This window comes from Pandoraea pulmonicola (assembly GCF_000815105.2).
Taxonomy (GTDB): domain Bacteria; phylum Pseudomonadota; class Gammaproteobacteria; order Burkholderiales; family Burkholderiaceae; genus Pandoraea; species Pandoraea pulmonicola.
Genome location: NZ_CP010310.2, coordinates 5,600,096 through 5,617,337 on the forward strand (window position 1 = coordinate 5,600,096; position 17,242 = coordinate 5,617,337).

General features: G+C 65.3%; 12 protein-coding genes and 1 pseudogene. 1 reads left to right on the plus strand and 12 read right to left on the minus strand.

Annotation, left to right across the window (positions count from 1 at the left end; all coding sequences use genetic code 11):
- Window positions 1-9 precede the first annotated feature (9 nt).
- The 5 genes from RO07_RS24215 to RO07_RS24235 form a co-directional block, all read right to left on the minus strand.
- Window positions 10-360, minus strand: coding sequence for a hypothetical protein (locus RO07_RS24215; protein ID WP_039406510.1), 351 nt, complete (start codon window positions 358-360; stop codon window positions 10-12).
- 9 nt (window positions 361-369) lie between these two features.
- Window positions 370-837 carry a DUF3348 family protein gene (locus RO07_RS24220; RefSeq protein WP_147284586.1) on the minus strand — a complete coding sequence of 156 codons (468 nt, stop codon included), beginning with the start codon at window positions 835-837 and terminating at the stop codon, window positions 370-372.
- A 214-nt stretch (window positions 838-1,051) separates the two neighbouring features.
- Window positions 1,052-4,714: a hydantoinase B/oxoprolinase family protein gene (locus tag RO07_RS24225; RefSeq protein WP_039406516.1), complete on the minus strand. Its 3,663-nt coding sequence runs from the start codon at window positions 4,712-4,714 to the stop codon at window positions 1,052-1,054.
- A 242-nt stretch (window positions 4,715-4,956) separates the two neighbouring features.
- Window positions 4,957-6,297 carry an MFS transporter gene (locus RO07_RS24230; RefSeq protein WP_039406518.1) on the minus strand — a complete coding sequence of 447 codons (1,341 nt, stop codon included), beginning with the start codon at window positions 6,295-6,297 and terminating at the stop codon, window positions 4,957-4,959.
- 260 nt (window positions 6,298-6,557) lie between these two features.
- Window positions 6,558-7,331, minus strand: coding sequence for a putative hydro-lyase (locus tag RO07_RS24235; protein ID WP_039413535.1), 774 nt, complete (start codon window positions 7,329-7,331; stop codon window positions 6,558-6,560).
- 260 nt (window positions 7,332-7,591) lie between these two features.
- On the opposite strand from RO07_RS24235, the gene RO07_RS24240 reads away from it, so the two are divergent.
- Complete coding sequence (locus RO07_RS24240) at window positions 7,592-8,524, plus strand: LysR family transcriptional regulator (protein WP_039406520.1); 933 nt, start codon at window positions 7,592-7,594, stop codon at window positions 8,522-8,524.
- 36 nt (window positions 8,525-8,560) lie between these two features.
- Here RO07_RS24240 and RO07_RS24245 read toward each other — a convergent pair whose 3' ends face one another.
- The 7 genes and pseudogenes from RO07_RS24245 to asnB all read right to left on the minus strand — a co-directional run bounded on the left by RO07_RS24245 (window position 8,561) and on the right by asnB (window position 17,190).
- Window positions 8,561-8,929: a cytochrome C oxidase subunit IV family protein gene (locus tag RO07_RS24245; RefSeq protein ID WP_084072791.1), complete on the minus strand. Its 369-nt coding sequence runs from the start codon at window positions 8,927-8,929 to the stop codon at window positions 8,561-8,563.
- Between the two features lie 8 nt (window positions 8,930-8,937).
- On the minus strand, window positions 8,938-9,645 hold the full coding sequence (locus RO07_RS24250; RefSeq protein WP_039406522.1) for a heme-copper oxidase subunit III family protein: 708 nt from the start codon (window positions 9,643-9,645) through the stop codon (window positions 8,938-8,940).
- A gap of 42 nt (window positions 9,646-9,687) precedes the next feature.
- Window positions 9,688-10,320, minus strand: coding sequence for a cytochrome c oxidase subunit 3 (locus RO07_RS24255; protein WP_237171338.1), 633 nt, complete (start codon window positions 10,318-10,320; stop codon window positions 9,688-9,690).
- A complete protein-coding gene (ctaD, locus tag RO07_RS24260; RefSeq protein ID WP_237171339.1) occupies window positions 10,317-12,188 on the minus strand; it encodes a cytochrome c oxidase subunit I in 1,872 nt (623 codons plus the stop codon). Before ctaD ends, RO07_RS24255 begins: the two co-directional genes overlap by 4 nt.
- Window positions 12,189-12,645: 457 nt before the next feature.
- A pseudogene (locus RO07_RS24265) lies at window positions 12,646-13,770 on the minus strand (cytochrome c oxidase subunit II); the annotation flags it as partial.
- A 265-nt stretch (window positions 13,771-14,035) separates the two neighbouring features.
- A complete protein-coding gene (locus RO07_RS24270) occupies window positions 14,036-15,139 on the minus strand; it encodes a glycosyltransferase family 4 protein (protein ID WP_160118091.1) in 1,104 nt (367 codons plus the stop codon).
- A gap of 104 nt (window positions 15,140-15,243) precedes the next feature.
- The gene (gene asnB / locus RO07_RS24275) at window positions 15,244-17,190 is read right to left on the minus strand and encodes an asparagine synthase (glutamine-hydrolyzing) (RefSeq protein ID WP_039406531.1); all 1,947 of its coding nucleotides are present in this window, start codon (window positions 17,188-17,190) and stop codon (window positions 15,244-15,246) included.
- Between the last annotated feature and the right edge of the window lie 52 nt (window positions 17,191-17,242).

A 17,242-nucleotide genomic window follows, 5' to 3' on the forward strand; every position in this document is an offset into this window, starting at 1 on the left:
CGAAGGAAGTCAGAGGCTGTTCGTGATCCGGCTCATGAGCTCGCGCAGCTTCGCGAGCATCGCGTTGCTGAGCGTGAGCATGTTTTCGTAGCCGGACAGGAACTGTTTGATCTCGATCTGCTCGAGCGTGCTGGACGTGGTGTCGCCGTCGGCCGCGCGTTTGCGGGCCGACGCGACCCAGTCGGTTGCACGTCGATGAAGGTCGTCGATCCGTTCGCTGGCAAACGAAAGCGTCGCCAGCAGCGGGTTATCGGATTCTGTGGACGTTGTGGACGCCGCGGAACCAGCGGACTCGGCGCGGCGGCTGTCCGACGATCTCGCTGCCGCGTCCGCACCAACGTACGGGGACTGGTTGATCATATGGCCCCCTCATGCGCGTGGCGAGCGCGTCGCCAGGGAGCGTCCCGCGGGGCGGTTCGACGGCATGGGCGATGACCACGACGCCGTCTCCGGCGGTGGCGGCGGCGGAGCATCGGCCTTGAGCCGCTCGACAGTGCTCGCGAGCGCCGTGGCCATGCGTGCGATCTCGCGCTCTTCACGCTGAAAGGCCGCGCTTTCCATCAGCGCCTGGAGCCGCGCGAGCTTCTCGTGCGCCTCGGGCGTACGGGACGCCTCGAGTTGCCGGATGTCGGCGAGCAGCGCCTCATACTCCTGCATCTGGCGTTGCAGCCGGCGTCCCGCCAACTGCACCTCGCCACAGGCGCGCTCGTATCGGACGAACAGGTCGTCCCGGGCAGCCTGTGACGCTTCGGCGTGCGGTGGCGAAGCGATCGTGTCGGCGGGGCCGATGGGATCGGGTGTGGGATCGCGTGGGGGTTGTTGCGACGAATCGGACATCTTGGCACCTCCGTACGTGAGCGTCGTCATCTACGACCACGGCATCGTACGGAGGGCTCGCGTGCCCGCCTTTGCAAAGCCAGCCTTCTCTTCCGGGAACCGGTCGCGCTTCAGGTTTCTCCTAGTACGTGGGTCGGTCGACCACCTTGCATTGCACAAGGCGCCCAACGAACGGAGTACCGGCGCGTTGGACACGCCGGCATCTTGCAGTGCGTCACACCGCACCAAACCCACCGCCTCCCGGCGTCTCGACGACGAAAACATCACCCGGTTGCATCTGCGTACGGCCAATGTGGGCCAGCGCTTCGCGCGTGCCATCCACGCGCTCCACGTAATTTGCGCCCAACGCGCCTGCCGCGCCGCCCTGTGCACCGAACGGTGCGTGCACGCGGTTGTTCGACAGGATCGATGCCGTCATCGGCGTGAGGAAGCGGATGCGCCGTACCGCGCCGTTGCCGCCGCGCCAGCGACCCGCGCCGCCCGAGCCGGTTCGAATCCGATGACTCTCGAGCTGTACCGGATAGCGCCATTCCAACACTTCCGGATCGGTCAGGCGCGAGTTCGTCATGTGCGTCTGCACCGCGTCCGCGCCATGGAACCCTTCGCCGGCCCCGCTGCCGCCCGCGATGGTCTCGTAGTACTGGTACGTCTCGTTGCCGAACGTGAAGTTGTTCATCGTGCCCTGGCTCGATGCGACCCGACCCAGCGCACCATAGAGCGCGTTGGTAATGGCCGACGACGTCTCCACGTTGCCCGAAACGACGGCCGCCGGGTACGCCGGATTGAGCATCGAGCCGTGCGGCACGATCACCGTGAGCGGTTTCAGGCAGCCGGCGTTGAGCGGAATATCGTCGTCCACGAGCGTACGGAAGACGTATAGCACGGCCGCCATGCATACCGCGCGCGGCGCGTTGAAGTTGTTCGGCAGTTGCGCCGACGTGCCCGTGAAGTCGATCGTCGCCGAGCGGGTCTCGCTGTCGACGCGAATCGCCACCTCGATCACCGCGCCGTTGTCGAGCGCATAGCGATAGTGCCCGTCGGCGAGCGCACCGATCACGCGCCGCACGGCGGCTTCGGCGTTGTCCTGCACGTGACCCATATAGGCGAGCACGACGTCGCGGCCGAATTCCTTCACCATGCGGCGCAGCTCATCCACCCCCTTCTGATTCGCCGCGACCTGCGCGCGCAGATCCGCCATGTTCTGATCGATGTTGCGCGCCGGATAGCGTGCGCCGGCGAGCAGCTCGCGGGTTTGCCGGTCGCGCAGCTCGCCGGCCGCAACCAGCTGCCAGTTGTCGATGAGCACGCCCTCCTCCTCGACGTGCGTGGAATCCGGCGGCATCGATCCCGGCGTGATGCCGCCGATGTCCGCGTGGTGACCGCGCGAGCCGACGTAGAAAAGCGGCTCGCGACCCTCCTCGCCATCGCCTTGCACGAACACCGGGGTAATGACGGTGACGTCCGGCAAGTGCGTGCCGCCGTGATACGGATCGTTGAGCATGAAGACATCGCCCTCGCGCATCTTGCCGCGATTGCGTTCGATCACGGTGCGGATGCTCTCGCCCATCGAGCCCAGATGCACCGGCATATGCGGCGCGTTGGCGATCAGATTGCCCTCGCGGTCGAACAACGCGCACGAGAAGTCCAGCCGCTCCTTGATGTTCACCGAGTACGCCGTGTTCTGCAGACGCAAGCCCATCTGCTCGGCGATCGACATGAAGAGATTGTTGAAGATCTCGAGCCGCACCGGATCGGCCTGCGTCCCCAGCCCGCGCTGCGTGGCGCGCGGCAGCACGCGCGTGAGCACGAGGTTGCCCTGCTCGCTCATCCGCGCTTGCCAGCCGGGCTCCACCACCGTGGTGCCGCTCTTCTCCGCCACAATGGCCGGGCCGTCGAGGGTATCGCCGGCGAGCAGCGTATCGCGCGCGAACAGCGCCGCCTCGTGCCACGCGCCGCCGGCATAGAGCTTCACGCGATCGATGGCCTGCGGTGTGCCCGTCGCGCGCGCCTGAAGGACGGCGATATCGACCGGCGCGTCCGAGCGCCCGATCGCTTCGACCGACGCCACTTCCACGATCAACGCCGCCCCGTCCATCAGGAACGAATAGCGTTGCCGATAGGCCGCCTCGAACGCGGCGCGCATCTGCGCCACGTCGCCGAACGGCACGGCGAGGGCCGAGTCGGTGCCGGCATAGCGCACGTGCACGCGACGCACCGTGTCGATGCGCGACGCCGGCACGCCCTGCGCCAGCAGTGCGTTCACGGCATCGTCGGCGAGCGCGCCAAGGGCGTCTTCCAGCGCGCTGACACTCTCGTCCGACAACGGTGCTTCGATCATGCGCTCGCGCATCGCGGTCTGGTCCGCGAGCCCCATGCCGTACGCGGAGAGCACGCCCGCGAGCGGATGCGCGAACACCTTCGTCATGCCGAGCGCGTCGGCCACGCCGCAGGCGTGCTGGCCGCCCGCGCCGCCGAACGTCGTGAGTACATAGCGACTCACGTCGTGGCCGCGCTGCACGGAGATCTTCTTGATGGCGTTCGCCATGCTGCCGATGGCGATGTCGAGAAAGCCCTCCGCAAGCGCTTCGGGCGTCTGCCGGCGGCCCGTGGCCTGTTCGATCTGCGCCGCCAGCGCCGTGAACTTCTCGACCACGACGTCGCGATCGAGCGCCTCGTTGGCGTGCGGGCCGAACACTTTCGGGAAGTGCGCGGGCTGGATCTTGCCAAGCATGACATTGCAGTCGGTGACCGTGAGCGGCCCCCCACGGCGGTATGCCGCCGGCCCCGGATTGGCGCCGGCCGAGTCCGGACCCACGCGCAGACGTGTGCCGTCGAACGACAGCACCGAGCCGCCGCCGGCGGCCACGGTGTGAATGCTCATCATCGGGGCACGCATGCGCACGCCGGCCACCTGTGTCTCGAACACGCGCTCGAACTCGCCGTTGTAGTGCGAAACGTCCGTCGACGTGCCGCCCATGTCGAAGCCGATCACGCGATCGAATCCGGCTGCGCTCGACGCACGCACCATGCCGACGATGCCACCCGCCGGGCCGGACAGGATCGCGTCCTTGCCCTGGAAGTTGTCGGCGCGCGTGAGGCCCCCGCTGCTCTGCATGAACTGGAGGTTCACGCCCGGCATCTCCTGCGCGACCTGCTCCACGTAGCGGCGCAGGATCGGCGAGAGGTAGGCGTCGACGACGGTCGTGTCGCCGCGCGAGACGAGTTTCATGAGCGGTGAGACTTCGTGCGACACGGAAATCTGCGTGAAACCCAATTCGCGCGCGATGGCCGCAAGCGCCTTTTCGTGCGCCTGATAGCGGTAGCCATGCATGAGCACGATGGCCAATGCGCGAATGCCGCGCGCCTGCACGGCGGCGAGCGCCTCGCGGGCAGCGTCGAGATCGAGCTCGCGCACGACGTCGCCGTGCGCACCGACGCGCTCGTCGATCTCCACCACTTCTGCGTACAACGCTTCCGGCAACGCGATATCGAGATCGAACAAGCGCGGACGGTTCTGATACGCGATGCGCAGCGCGTCGCGAAAGCCCAGCGTCGTCACCAGCGCCAGCGGTTCGCCCTTGCGTTCGAGCAGCGCGTTGGTGGCGACGGTCGTCCCCATCTTCACCATGTCGACGAGCGCCGGCGTGATCGGCGTGCCCGCCGCCAGGCCGAGCAGGTGGCGAATGCCGGCGACGGCGGCGTCGCGATATTGCTCGGGGTTCTCGGAGAGGAGCTTGTGCGTGACGAGCGAGCCGTCCGGGCGACGCGCCACGATATCGGTGAAGGTACCCCCGCGATCGATCCAGAACTGCCAGCGCGAGGCAGTCTGATGCGCCGGGGCGCGGTTCTGGGCGGAGGGCGTGAGAGCGTTCGTCATGGGGTCACTCGCAAAACAAGGGGCAAACGTGATCAAGCGGGATCGAACGGCGACGGCGCGGGGGCGTCGACATCGTTCGAGATACGGGTGGCGGCTGCGCACGTTGGCGCAGGACGCACGTGTCCCGGCGAGGGCCCGTCCGGCAGCGCCGGACGAGGCCGCGCATATCGATGCGTTACCGGGGAAATGAAACCGTGAATCCGAAGGTTGGACGCGGCGACGACGGCCGCCGCGGTATTTCGTCAGTTCGTCTGTGCTTTAAGAGATTCCAGCGATTCGAGTTCGCGGCCGCGCGTCTCGGGCAGCGTGAGCGCCGCGAGAATCAGCACGCCGTAGGCCACCCCGGCGAAGATGCCGATCGTGGTGCCCAGACCGTACTGCTTCGAGAGCATGCCGATGAGGAACGGGAACAGCGCGCCGATGGCCCGGCCGACGTTGTAGCAGAAGCCCTGGCCGGAGCCGCGCACGCTCGTCGGGAACAGCTCGGTGAGGAACGCCCCCATGCCGCTGAAGATGCCCGAGGCAAAGAAGCCGAGCGGGAAACCGAGCCAGAACATGGCGTTGTCGGTGAGCGGCAGCGACGTGTACGAGAACGCGATCACCATGGAGCCGACGGCAAACAGGATGAAGTTCGGCTTGCGGCCGAGACGATCCGTCAGGTACGAGCTCGCGAGATAGCCGACCCACGAGCCGAAGATGATCATGGCGAGATAGCCGCCGGTGCCCATCACGGTGAGATGGCGCTCGGTCTTGAGGAACGTGGGCAGCCAGGTCGTGATGGCGTAGTAGCCGCCTTGCGCGCCGGTGGTCAACAGCGCCGCGCGGATCGTCGTCGAAATCAGGGCGGGACTGAAGATGGCCGCCAGCCCCGGCGTGTCGTCCGACTTCGCCTGCTTGGCCTTCTCCTTCTGATACACCTCCGGCTCCTGCACGTAGCGACGGATGAAGAGCACCAGCAAGGCGGGCAGCAGACCGATGAGGAAGAGCGCACGCCATGCCGTCTCGGCGGGCATGAGCGAAAACAGCGCCGAGTAGAGAATGGCGGTCAGGCCCCAGCCGATGGCCCAGCCCGACTGTACGAGCCCCACGGCCTTGCCGCGATCGCGCGCACGGATCACTTCTCCGATGAGCACCGCGCCCGCGGTCCATTCGCCGCCGAAGCCGAAGCCCATGAGCGCACGTGCGGCGAGCAGTTGGTGATAGTTCTGCGCGAGGCCGCACAAGCCGGTGAAGACGGCGAACCACAGCACGGTGAGCTGCAGCGTACGGACCCGGCCGATGCGATCCGACAGAATGCCGGCGACCCAGCCGCCCAGGGCCGAGGCCAGCAGCGTCAGCGTGCCGATGAAGCCCGCGTCCGCAAGGCTGATGCCCCACGTGGCGACGAGCGTCGGAATGACGAAGCTCAGCATCTGCGTGTCCATGCCGTCGAGCATGTAGCCGACCTTGCAGCTCCAGAACGCGCGCTTTTCGCGCGGGGTGGCGTCGCCGTACCAGCCGAAGAGGCTGCCGCCGGTATCGCCGGTATTGTCGGCCGCGGCGGGGGCCGCGGACGGGCTCGCGAGAGGGGTTTTGCTTTCCATGAGAAAAAGGCTCCGGTGATGTCCTGACTTGCCGTGTAATGCCGCGTGCTGCCGTGCGGCGCCCTCGGGGCCGCGCTCCCCGATAGGCTTGTGTGTACGGTCACCGGCAGGCAATGGCTCGCCTGCCGCCTCACGTCATGGCGCGGTGCTTATGTGGTGCGTACTGCTCGGTGGTGCTGAAGTGCATTAGCGCAGTGGTGCAGTGGTGCGTACAACCTGTCGGCGCCGGTCACATGCGCCCGGGCGACGCGACGCACGGCTCAGAAGACCGCGAGCGATGCGTTCGTGATATCCGTCATGAGCATGTAGCCCGGGCGATGTGCGATCGCCAGCGGCAGCTTCGCACCCATGAGCGCCGTTTGCGGCGTGACGCCGCAGGCCCAGTACACGGGCAGCTCGCCGTCGCGAATGGTGACGGCGTCGCCGAACTCCGGCCGGGTCAGATCGGCAATGCCCAACTCGGCCGGATCGCCAATGTGAATCGGCGCACCGTGCACGCCCGGAAAGCGGCTCGTGATCTGCACGGCGCGAATGGCGTCGGCGCCCTTCATCGGACGCATCGACACGACGAGCTCGCCGCCGAACCTGCCCGCGCGCTGGTTCGCGATCTTCGTGCGGTACATCGGCACGTTGCGTCCCTCTTCCACGTGGCGCAGCGGAATACCGGCCTTGGCGAGCATGTCCTCGAACGAGAACGAGCAGCCGATCGCGAAGACCACGAAATCGCTCTGCCAGAACTCGGCCAGGTTATCGACCTGCTCGGCGAGCTTGCCGTCGCGGTAGATGTTGTAGCCCGGCACGTCGGAGCGGATGTCGACCTCGCGACCCAGCGACGGCACGTGCCACTGTCCCGGCTCGCCCACGCCCAGCAGCGGGCAAGCCTTCGGATTGCCCTGGCAGAAGCGCAGGAAGTCATGCGCATGCGCCACGGGCAGGATAGCGAGATTGGCCTGCGCGAAGTCGCCGCAATAGCCGGCCGTCGGTCCGCGGAACTGGCCGCTGCGCACAGCCTGACGGAATTCGAAAGGCGTGATGGTGTCGCGTTGCGAAGTGAAGTCGTGCGGCATGGCGGAAAGGTTCATGACAGTTCGGGCATTGAGGGCGATACCTCGGCGGCATCGGATGGGTGAAGCATAGAAAGAAAAAAATGTTGTCGCTAACGACTTTTTCTACGCAGCGCCGTATAGAATTTCTTAACAACCTCGCGGGTTTTCCCGAGGTTCGTTGCATTTATTTTCTTCATTCGACGCCCGTTTTGGGCGTGCTCCCGGCCTTCGTTCCACGAGCCCCGCCCATGAATACGCGCTTTCTCGAAACCTTCGTCACGCTGGCCAAGCTGCGCAACTTCCGTGCGACGGCGGCCGCGCTGCATGCCACGCCGGCAGCCATCTCGCAGCGGCTCAAGGCGCTGGAAGAGGAGCTGAATACGGCGCTGGTCGATCGCGACAGCCGCGAATTCCGTCTCACGCCGAACGGGGAATATCTGCTCGGGTATGCGAAAGCCGTGGTCGAAGCGGCGCGGCGGCTCCAGACGGCCGCCTCGGGCGAGAGTCTGTTGCGCGGGCGGCTGCGTCTGGGCGTGATCGAGACTGTCGTGCACAGCTGGCTGCCGCACTACCTGCGCCGCCTCGCGTCGGACTACCCGACGCTGGAAGTGGAGTTGACGGTCGACGTGTCAGTGCAGTTGCAGCGCCGCCTCGTCGCCGACGAGCTCGATCTCATCATTCGTGTGGAAGGCAGCGACGACAGCAGCGTGGTGTGCGATGCGCTCGCGAACTATCCCGTGCACTGGATCGCGCGCACGGGCATGTTTCCGAGCACGCGCAGCGGACTTGCGAAGCGGGTGCTGCAGCACCCGATCCTGACCTACGGGCGTGGCACGGCGCCGCACCGTGCGCTCGAGGACATCGTGGCGAAGCTCGCCGGCGTGCACGGCGTGCCGCTCTCGGAGACGCGCATCACCGGCTCGCCGTCGATCGCCGTGATCGTGCGGCTCGTGCGCGACGGTTTCGGCGTTGCGGCGATACCGCGTCTGTTCGTCGACGATCTGATTGCGAGCGGCGAAGTGGTGGAGCTGCCACTGCAGCCCGCGCCGCCGTCGATCGTGGTGTCGATGTCGCGACGTGCGGACGCGCCGCTCTTCGTCCACGGTGCGGCCACGGCCGCGCGCACGGCGTGCACCGAGTACTGCCGCAAGAGCGATCGGCGTCTGGTGGAATTGCTGTGACGCCGCGCGCCCTCCCCCTCCCTGCTAATGCCGCCCTCAACGGAAGTGCGCAACACGCGTGAGGAACGTGTAGTCCGCTTCGGCCGCCATGAGCGCCATCAGCACGAGCAAGGCCAGCGGCGGGATCAGGATCGCGTAGACGAGCGCGAGGCGCTCCCATCGCATGTGCATGAAGACGGCCACAATAAGCCCCGCCTTCGCCACCATCAGCGCTAGAATCAGACCCCAGCGCAAATAGCCCTGGAGGTTCGCGTAGTCGACGAGATACGACAACGTGGAGAGCACGAACAGCAGTCCCCACACCTTCAGGTAGAGACCGACCGCGTGTTGTTGCCCCGAATGCCCTGCGCCGGGTGCCACGGGAGAAGGAGCGGCGGGAGAGGCCGGGGTTGCAGTGGAATTCATCGCTCCTCCTACCAGAGATAGAACAACGCGAAGATGAACACCCATACCAGATCGACGAAGTGCCAGTAGAGGCCGGCGATCTCGACGAGCTGGTAGTTGCCGCGCCGCTCGAGCGTGCCGTTGAGCACCTTGCGCATGACGGTGAGCAGGTAGATCACGCCCGCGCTCACGTGCAGCCCGTGAAAGCCCGTGATCATGAAGAAGCACGCGCCGAACTGCGCCGCGCCCATCGAGTTGCCCCACGGACGAATGCCCTCGTGCACGATCAGGTTGGTCCATTCGAACGCCTGCATGCCGACGAACGCCATGCCGAGATACGCCGTGGCGAGAATACAGGCGGCCGTCTTGTCGCGATCGCGTCGATAGGCGTAGTTCACGGCCATCGCCATGCTGCCGCTGCTGCTGATCAGCACGAACGTCATGATGGCGATGAGCAGCAACGGCACCGGATGTCCGTTCACGTCGAGCGCGAAGATCTCCGCCGGATTGGGCCACGGCGCGGTCGTGGACATGCGCACCGTCATGTAGCCGATCAGGAAGCTGCTGAACACGAACGTGTCGGAGAGCAGGAAGATCCACATCATCGCCTTGCCCCACGGCACGCGGAACGTCGCGCGGTCTCCCGACCAGTCGATGACGACGCCGCGCCAGCCGTCGGGCGGCGCGGCGGCCGAAGCGGTGGGGGACGCGGGCGGCAGGGACGATGACGGGTTCACAATGTGGGTCCTCGTTGCTTGTCGTTGCACCTTGTTGCTCGCTCAGCCTCCGACACCACCGGTGCCGCACAGACGCTGCGCGATTTCCGGCGTGAGGTTGATGATGGCGGCAAAGAGCACGATCCAGAGCGCGAGCAGGAAGTGCCAGTACTGCGCGGTCAGCGACAATCGACGGGCGCGCGCGGCGTGCGTAATCCGACGCGGCATCAGGCAGGCCCACGCGACGAACCCGCCCAGCAGATGCAGCGCGTGCAGCCCGGTCAGCAGGAAGAAGAAGCTGTTGGCCGGATTGCCGCTCACGCCGTAATGACGCGCGACCAGGTCGTGCCAGACCCAGAGCTGTCCGCCGACGAAGGCGAGCGCGAGTACGCCCGCGGCGCCCCAATCACGCCGCGAGCGACGCAGCTCGCCACGTCGCGCCTGCCAGGCGGACGACTGCATGACGATGCACGCGGCCACCAGCAAGCCGGTGTTGATCCACAGCGCGTCGACCGGCGGCAGCGGACGCCAGTCGCCGAGGCTCATGCGCATCACGTACGCGGCGAGCATCAGCGCGAACAGGCTGCCGACCACGCCCATGAACCACCAGAGTGCGATCTGCGACGCCGCACGGCGATGCGGCTGCGCAACCGGTACGCCGCCCGGCATGGACGGCCACGATGGGACAGGTCTCATGATGTGGCTCCTCTCGGCGAGTCGGGTGAACGGGGTGAATGGGGTGAATCCGGCGCGGGCGGTGCCCCGGTCGACGATGGCGGCGCGTCGCGACGATGCACCGCCATCGTGTCGCCGTGCACGAGCGTGGCGGGACGGCGCGGATCCGGCGCCATGTTCTGCGGCACGACGTCGTCGACGTCGCCCGGCACGCTGTATTCGTACGGCCAGCGATAAGCGACGGGCAGCGCGGGGCCCCAGTTGCCGTGCACGGGCGGCACGTCGGGCGTCTGCCATTCCAGCGACGCCGCGCGCCACGGGTTGTGCCCGGCCGGTTTGCCGTGTCGCACGCTCCACGCGAGGTTGAACAGGAACAGTAATTGGCCCAGCGCCACGATAAACGCGGCCACCGAGATGTAGGCGTTCATGACGTGCGCCGAATCGGGGATGAAGCTGTAGTTCTGAAACTCATAGTAGCGGCGCGGCATGCCGAGCACGCCGAGGTAGTGCATCGGAAAGAAGATCGCGTAGGTGCCGAGAAACGTGATCCAGAAATGCCAATGGCCGAGGCGGTCGTCGAGGCGTCTGCCGGTGATCAGCGGATACCAGTGGTAGATGCCGCCGAAGATCACGAGCAGCGGCGATACGCCCATCACCATATGGAAGTGGGCGACGACGAAGTAGGTATTCGAGAGCGGCATGTCCACGCTGACGTTGCCGAGGAACAGTCCCGTGAGGCCGCCGATCACGAACGTGCTGATGAAGCCGATGGCGAAGAGCATCGGCACGGTGAGATGAATGTCGCCGCGCCACAGCGTGAGGACCCAGTTGTAGACCTTGATGGCCGTGGGAATCGCGATGACGAGCGTGGTCGTCGCGAAGAAGAATCCGAAGTAGGGATTCATGCCGCTGATGAACATGTGGTGCGCCCAGACGACCACCGACAGCACGCCGATGGCGAGGATCGCCCAGACCATCATGCGGTAGCCGAAGATGTTCTTGCGCGCATGCACGCTGATCAGGTCGGAGACGATGCCGAAGGCGGGCAGCGCGACGATGTACACCTCGGGATGGCCGAAGAACCAGAACAGGTGCTGGAACAGCAGCGGGCTACCGCCGCGATAGTCGAGCGGCTGTCCGAGCGAGGCGATCGCGGGCATGAAGAAGCTCGTGTGCAGCGTCTTGTCGAGCAGCATCATCACGCCCGAGACGAACAGCGCGGGGAACGCGAGCAAGGCGAGCACCGTGGCCATCACGATGCCCCAGACGGTGAGCGGCAGGCGCAGCAGCGTCATGCCTTCGGTGCGCGCCTGCAGCACCGTGGTGACGTAGTTCAGCCCGCCCATCGTGGCCGCGACGATGAAGATCAGCAGCGAGACGAGCATCAGCACGATGCCCCACTCGGTGCCCGGGGTGCCGGGCAGGATCGCCTGCGGGGGATAGAGCGTCCAGCCGGCGCCGGTGGGCCCGCCCGGTACGAAGAAGCTGATCATCAGCACCACGACGGCGAGCAGGTAGACCCAGTAGCTGAGCATGTTCAGGAACGGGAAGACCATGTCGCGCGCGCCGACCATCAACGGGATCAGGTAATTGCCGAAGCCGCCGAGAAAAAGCGCGGTGAGCAGGTAGATCACCATGATCATGCCGTGCATGGTGACGTACTGGTAGTAGTGGTTCGCGTCGATGAACGAGAACTTGCCGGGAAAGCCGAGTTGCAGCCGCATGAGGTTCGACAGCACGAGGCCGACCAGGCCAACCGCGATGGCGGTGAGTGCATACTGCACGGCGATCACTTTGTGGTCCTGGCTCCAGACGTACTTCGTCCAGAAGCTGTGCGGGCCGCCGTGGTACGCGCCGGTGTGGGCCAGGCTGTCGGAATCGCCAGTCATGAGTTGTCTCCCTGAACTGTCGTGATGCTTTCGTTGTCGCGTCGGTGTCGTTTCGTGATTGCGTTGCTCGGGGCTGTGTCGCTCCTCTTGCCGGTCCTATCCTGCGGCCACGCTCCTCCGCATCGGCCTACGGTGCCGGACGGATCATCGGCACGCTCGGCTGCGCGGGTCCTGACGGCGGCGGGTTCGTCGATGGCGCCGGCGGCACGCCGAGTGGCGGTACATTCGTGCGCGAATCGTTCGGCAAAGGGAGCCCCGGCGTCTGCTGGCCCGGCCGGCGAGCCGGCTGCGATGGCGGTGACGGTTGCGTTCGCTGATTTGCCGGGGCCGACGGTGTCAGTGGCGCGTACTGCGCCGGTGGGCGTGGCGTCTGCAGCGAGTTCTGCGCCAGTTGTACGTCGACGCGCAAGGCGACGGCAGAGGGAGCCGGTGTCGCCGGCGCTATTGGCGCGGTGGCAGGCGTCGGCGCGGACGCTGCGCTCGCGCCCAGCGTCCGGATGTAGGCGATCAGAGCCTTCAGTTCGTCGTCCGTCAGGTCGACCTTCGGCATGAGCGGCGCGAAACCTTTCGGGACGCGCGCCGTCGGGTTGCGGATGAACGTGGCAAGGTAGGCTTCATCCACATGTGCCGTGCTGCCGTCCTGGAATGTCTCTGTCTTGCCGAAGAGCCCGTGCCACGTCGGCCCGACGCCGGCGCTGCCGTCGACCGTATGGCATCCGGCGCACCCCTTCGCCTGGGCCAGCAACTTGCCCTTGGTGACGAGCGGATCGGCGGCGGCCGCGCCGGCGTGCTGCGCCTGCAGCGAGGCGAAAGTGGGGAGCTTGGCGACCCAGGCGTCGTAGGCAGGCTTGTCGTCGACGACCACGACGCCGCGCATGTTCGCATGGCCGACGCCGCACAGCTGGGCGCAGAGAATGTCGAAGCGACCGGTGCGCGTGGGTGTGAGCCACATCTGCGTGACCATGCCGGGCACCATGTTCATGCGGGTGCGGAACGGCGGGACGTAGAAGTCGTGCAGCACGTCTTTGGCGCGCAGCAGCAATTTCACCGGCTGACCGACGAGGAGGTGCAGCTCGGGGGCGTCGACGATGCGGTTGTCCTGATTGGCGGGATCTTTCGGATTCAGGCCGAGCGGGTTGTCGGCGGTGACGTAGCTCGGATCGGAGGTACCGAGGCGACCGTCCGGGCCGGGCAGGCGGAAGCGCCATTGCCACTGCTGGCCGACGACCTCGACGACGCGGGCGTCGCGCGGCGGGTCGATGAGCTTGGCATAGACGAACAGCCCGGGGGCGAGCATCGCGGCGATGCCAACGGTGGTGATGCCGATCAGCCACGCTTCGAGACGGCGGTTGTGAGGCTCGTAAGCGGCCCTATGGCCATCGCGATGCCGATAGCGAAAGATCGCCCACGCCACGAAAAGGTTGACGACAACGAAGGCCACGCCGGTGATCACCAGCGTAATGGTGAGCGTGTCGTCCATCTGACGCCAGTTCGACGCCAGCGGCGTCAGCCACCACGGGCTCCACAGGTGGAAGCCCAGCGCGGCGACAACGATCAGGATGAGCAGAATTGGCAGGGACATCACCTTGCCCCACTGACGTGCGAGGGCAGTGGTTTAGACATCACGATGGCGTGCGACATCTCTGGGCTCCTCACCAATTCCAACGCGGCAGCCGTCGCGGCGCGACGGGAGGGCATCATCGCGGGGCACTCCGCCTATTTACAGGCTAGTCGCGGTCTGTGAAGTGTCAAGCCAAACCGTGCCCAGCACGTTTCGGAGCATTCTTGTGATGACCAAGCCCGCAGAAGTAGGTGCGCTGCTGCGTCGCAGCAACCCAAGCCGATGCTCAGGCACTCAACGATGCGAGCAGGTCGACATACCGCTTGAGTACGATCCTCTCATCAAATTCCCGCTCGATACGCTTGCGCCCCGCTTCGCCCATCTGTGCACGCTCCACTGCCGTTAGCCGGAGAAACGCCAGCATCTTGTCCGCGAGATCTTGCGCGCTCTTCGGTTGGCACATGAAGCCGGTCACGCCGTCGAGCACGGTGTCACGACAGCCCGGTGCGTCGGTTGTAATGATCGGGCGCATGGTAGCAGCAGCCTCGAGCAGAGTACGTGGCACGCCTTCACGGTACGAAGGCAGAACCACACAGTCGGCATCGACCATGAACGGACGAACGTCCGGCGTCGGCCCCTTGTACTCAACCAGCCCCTGCCATTGCTCAATGTCCGCTTCGGTCACTGCCGACGGATTATCGACGCCTGGGAAACCGACAAGACGGAATGTCGCGTCGGGGTAGGTGGCCTTGACGATACGCGCCGCGTCGACGAATTCGCCAACGCCTTTGTCCCACAGTAGGCGTGCCACCAACAGGAACACCGGCGCCCCGACAGCACGCTCAGGCATCGGTGCGGGCGTGAAACGATCCAGATCGACTCCCGACCCTGGCAACCGCACACATTGCTCCCTGGCCACCAGACCGGCGCTTGCGAACGCCTCCAAATCGTCCATGTTCTGAAAGAAGATTCGGGGTGCACGCTTGAACGCGACCCGATAAAGCACCTTCACGATGCCCGTCAGCAGCGACTCGCGAATGAACGCGCGCCCGAGCCCTGATACGTTAGGTACGATCGCGACACCGGCCATCGTAGCGGCCAGTCCGGCGTAGATGTTGCCCTTCGGCGTATAACTCAGCACGACATCAATGCGATGCTTGCGTAAGGCTCGGAACAGCCCCCACACGGAAATGGCTTCGCGCAGCGGGTTGGTGCCGCTGCCGGAAATCGCCACGGCCTCGAATGGCACATCGAGCACCTTGAAGTGCTCGACCTGCTCGGAGTCGTCGCTCGAGACGGCGACGACACTGTGGCCAGCCCGCTGCAGCTCCTTCATGAGATTCAGCCTGAAGTTGACTAAATACCAAGCGGTATTGGCGACAATTGCCACGCGCATTCCTGTTGCTCCCTTGACTGTCGTGCGACGTCTTTTGCGATCGCGAAAATGACATTGCGGCGTCATCTTGCTATGTCTTCATGTCGGGGTAAATGCCATCATTCGCTGCGAGTCTGTTCAAGCCACGCTTGGAACATGAGCACGTCCCACAACAGGTACTGCCAATTGCGCTTACCAGACAAGTGCTCTTCCCAGAGGCGGCGAATCGGCGCCGCATCGAAGAAGCCCTCGGAGCGCAGCCGCGACGTCGACAGCAACGTCTCGGCCCATTCGCGCAACGGTCCGCAAAGCCACCGTTCGAGCGGCACGCCGAAGCCCATTTTGGGGCGCTCGATGAGCTCACGCGGCACATGTCGGTAGAGGATTTCGCGCAGAGGCCACTTCGTCACACCATTGCGCAACTTGTACTCCAGCGGCAACGTCCATGCAAACTCCACGACCCGGTGATCGAGGAAAGGCACACGCGTCTCGAGGCTCATGCTCATCGCCGCGCGATCGACCTTAGCCAGAACGTCATCCGGCAAGTAAGTCACCATGTCGAGCGCCATCATGCGCTCCACGTCATTGAGACCGGCCGTGCCGCACTCATGGTTCGCGAAAGCACCAATTGGTTCCGCGGCACCGAGCACGACGCGTTCCGGTTCATCCCAATGCGACACCATACCTCGATACAGCTCGGCAACAGTCTGATTGCCGAGCAAGCCAGCCCCCTTGTGCAGCTTATCGCCAGCGCGCGCGATGCCCAGCAACGCGCCCCAGCGGTCAAGCATCTGCGGAGACACTGATGTGATGACACCGGCCGCTAGCCTGCGCAGCGGTAACGGCACGCGCGACAGCTTACCCCACAGCGCAGCGGTCATCCGGTAGCGCCGGTAACCGCAGAACAACTCGTCACCGGCATCACCCGACAGCGACACCGTGACATGCTGCCGTGCCAGCTGGCTGATCAGGACCGTGGGAATCTGTGACGAATCCGCGAACGGCTCCGAGTATATCTGCGGCAAGCGAGGAACGACGTCAAGTACCTGTTCGGGTGACACGTACAGTTCGGTGTGCTCGGTGCCCAGATGCCGGGCCACGGCCTTGGCATGCTCTGCCTCGTTATAGCCCTTGTCATGAAAGCCGATGGTGAAGGTCTTCACCGGGCGCGACGACTGTGCCTGCATCAGGGCAACGACGGTCGACGAATCAATGCCACCGGAGAGGAACGCGCCCAACGGCACATCAGCCATCATCTGCTGCGTCACGGCGTTCTTCAACAAGGCTTCCAACGCGTCGACGGCTTCCTCCGCCGAACCTTTGAAAGGGTTCGCGACGCCGCGCACGGCCGCCTCGATGCCCGACCACCACGCCTTGACGTCGGGCGTTGGTCGTTGAGCCGACAGTGTCGCCAGATGTCCCGGTGCAAGCTTCTGAATACCCTGATAGATAGAATGCACCGATCCGATACAGTTGTATCGCATATACGTCGCCAGCGCATTACGGTCCACCTCCGCAAGGAACGCCGGATGACGTCGCAGCGACACAAGCTCGGAACCGAACAAGAACGCAGACCGATTTCCGGCCCCCTGCCAGCCATAGTACAGCGGCTTCTCGCCCAATCGATCGCGCGCTAGTGTAAGTTCGCGCCGCTCACGGTCCCAGATGGCCAACGCGAACATGCCGACGGCACGCTGCAACGTCGCCTCAATGCCCCAAACGTCGAACCCCGCCACAAACGTCTCCGAGTCCGAGTGGCCACGCCATTGCGAGACGGCACCGACGCGCTCCAGTTCGGCGCGCATGGCAAGGTGGTTGTATACCTCACCGTTATAAATCATCACGAAGCGACCGCTCGGCGATGTCATGGGCTGCGCGCCCGCCTCTGTCAGGTCGACGATGGCGAGCCGCCGGTGACCCAGGGCGATTCCGGCGTCACGGTCGACCCACGCACCGGCAGCATCCGGCCCACGATGCAGAATCGCGTCGGTCATGGCACCGAGCCAATTCTTCATTTCGTCGCCGTCGCCGGCGCCTGTCATAAGAAATCCAGCAATTCCACACATGGTTCAACTTCGTGAAAGTGAGAAGCGACGAATAGAAACCCCTCGCTGACCG

Coding starts and splice junctions, on each gene's coding strand:
- RO07_RS24215 (WP_039406510.1), bottom strand. CDS start 360: ATGATCAACCAGTCCCCGTACGTTGGTGCGGACGCGGCAGCGAGATCG.
- RO07_RS24220 (WP_147284586.1), bottom strand. CDS start 837: ATGTCCGATTCGTCGCAACAACCCCCACGCGATCCCACACCCGATCCC.
- RO07_RS24225 (WP_039406516.1), bottom strand. CDS start 4,714: ATGACGAACGCTCTCACGCCCTCCGCCCAGAACCGCGCCCCGGCGCAT.
- RO07_RS24230 (WP_039406518.1), bottom strand. CDS start 6,297: ATGGAAAGCAAAACCCCTCTCGCGAGCCCGTCCGCGGCCCCCGCCGCG.
- RO07_RS24240 (WP_039406520.1), top strand. CDS start 7,592: ATGAATACGCGCTTTCTCGAAACCTTCGTCACGCTGGCCAAGCTGCGC.
- RO07_RS24245 (WP_084072791.1), bottom strand. CDS start 8,929: ATGAATTCCACTGCAACCCCGGCCTCTCCCGCCGCTCCTTCTCCCGTG.
- RO07_RS24255 (WP_237171338.1), bottom strand. CDS start 10,320: ATGAGACCTGTCCCATCGTGGCCGTCCATGCCGGGCGGCGTACCGGTT.
- ctaD (WP_237171339.1), bottom strand. CDS start 12,188: ATGACTGGCGATTCCGACAGCCTGGCCCACACCGGCGCGTACCACGGC.
- asnB (WP_039406531.1), bottom strand. CDS start 17,190: ATGTGTGGAATTGCTGGATTTCTTATGACAGGCGCCGGCGACGGCGAC.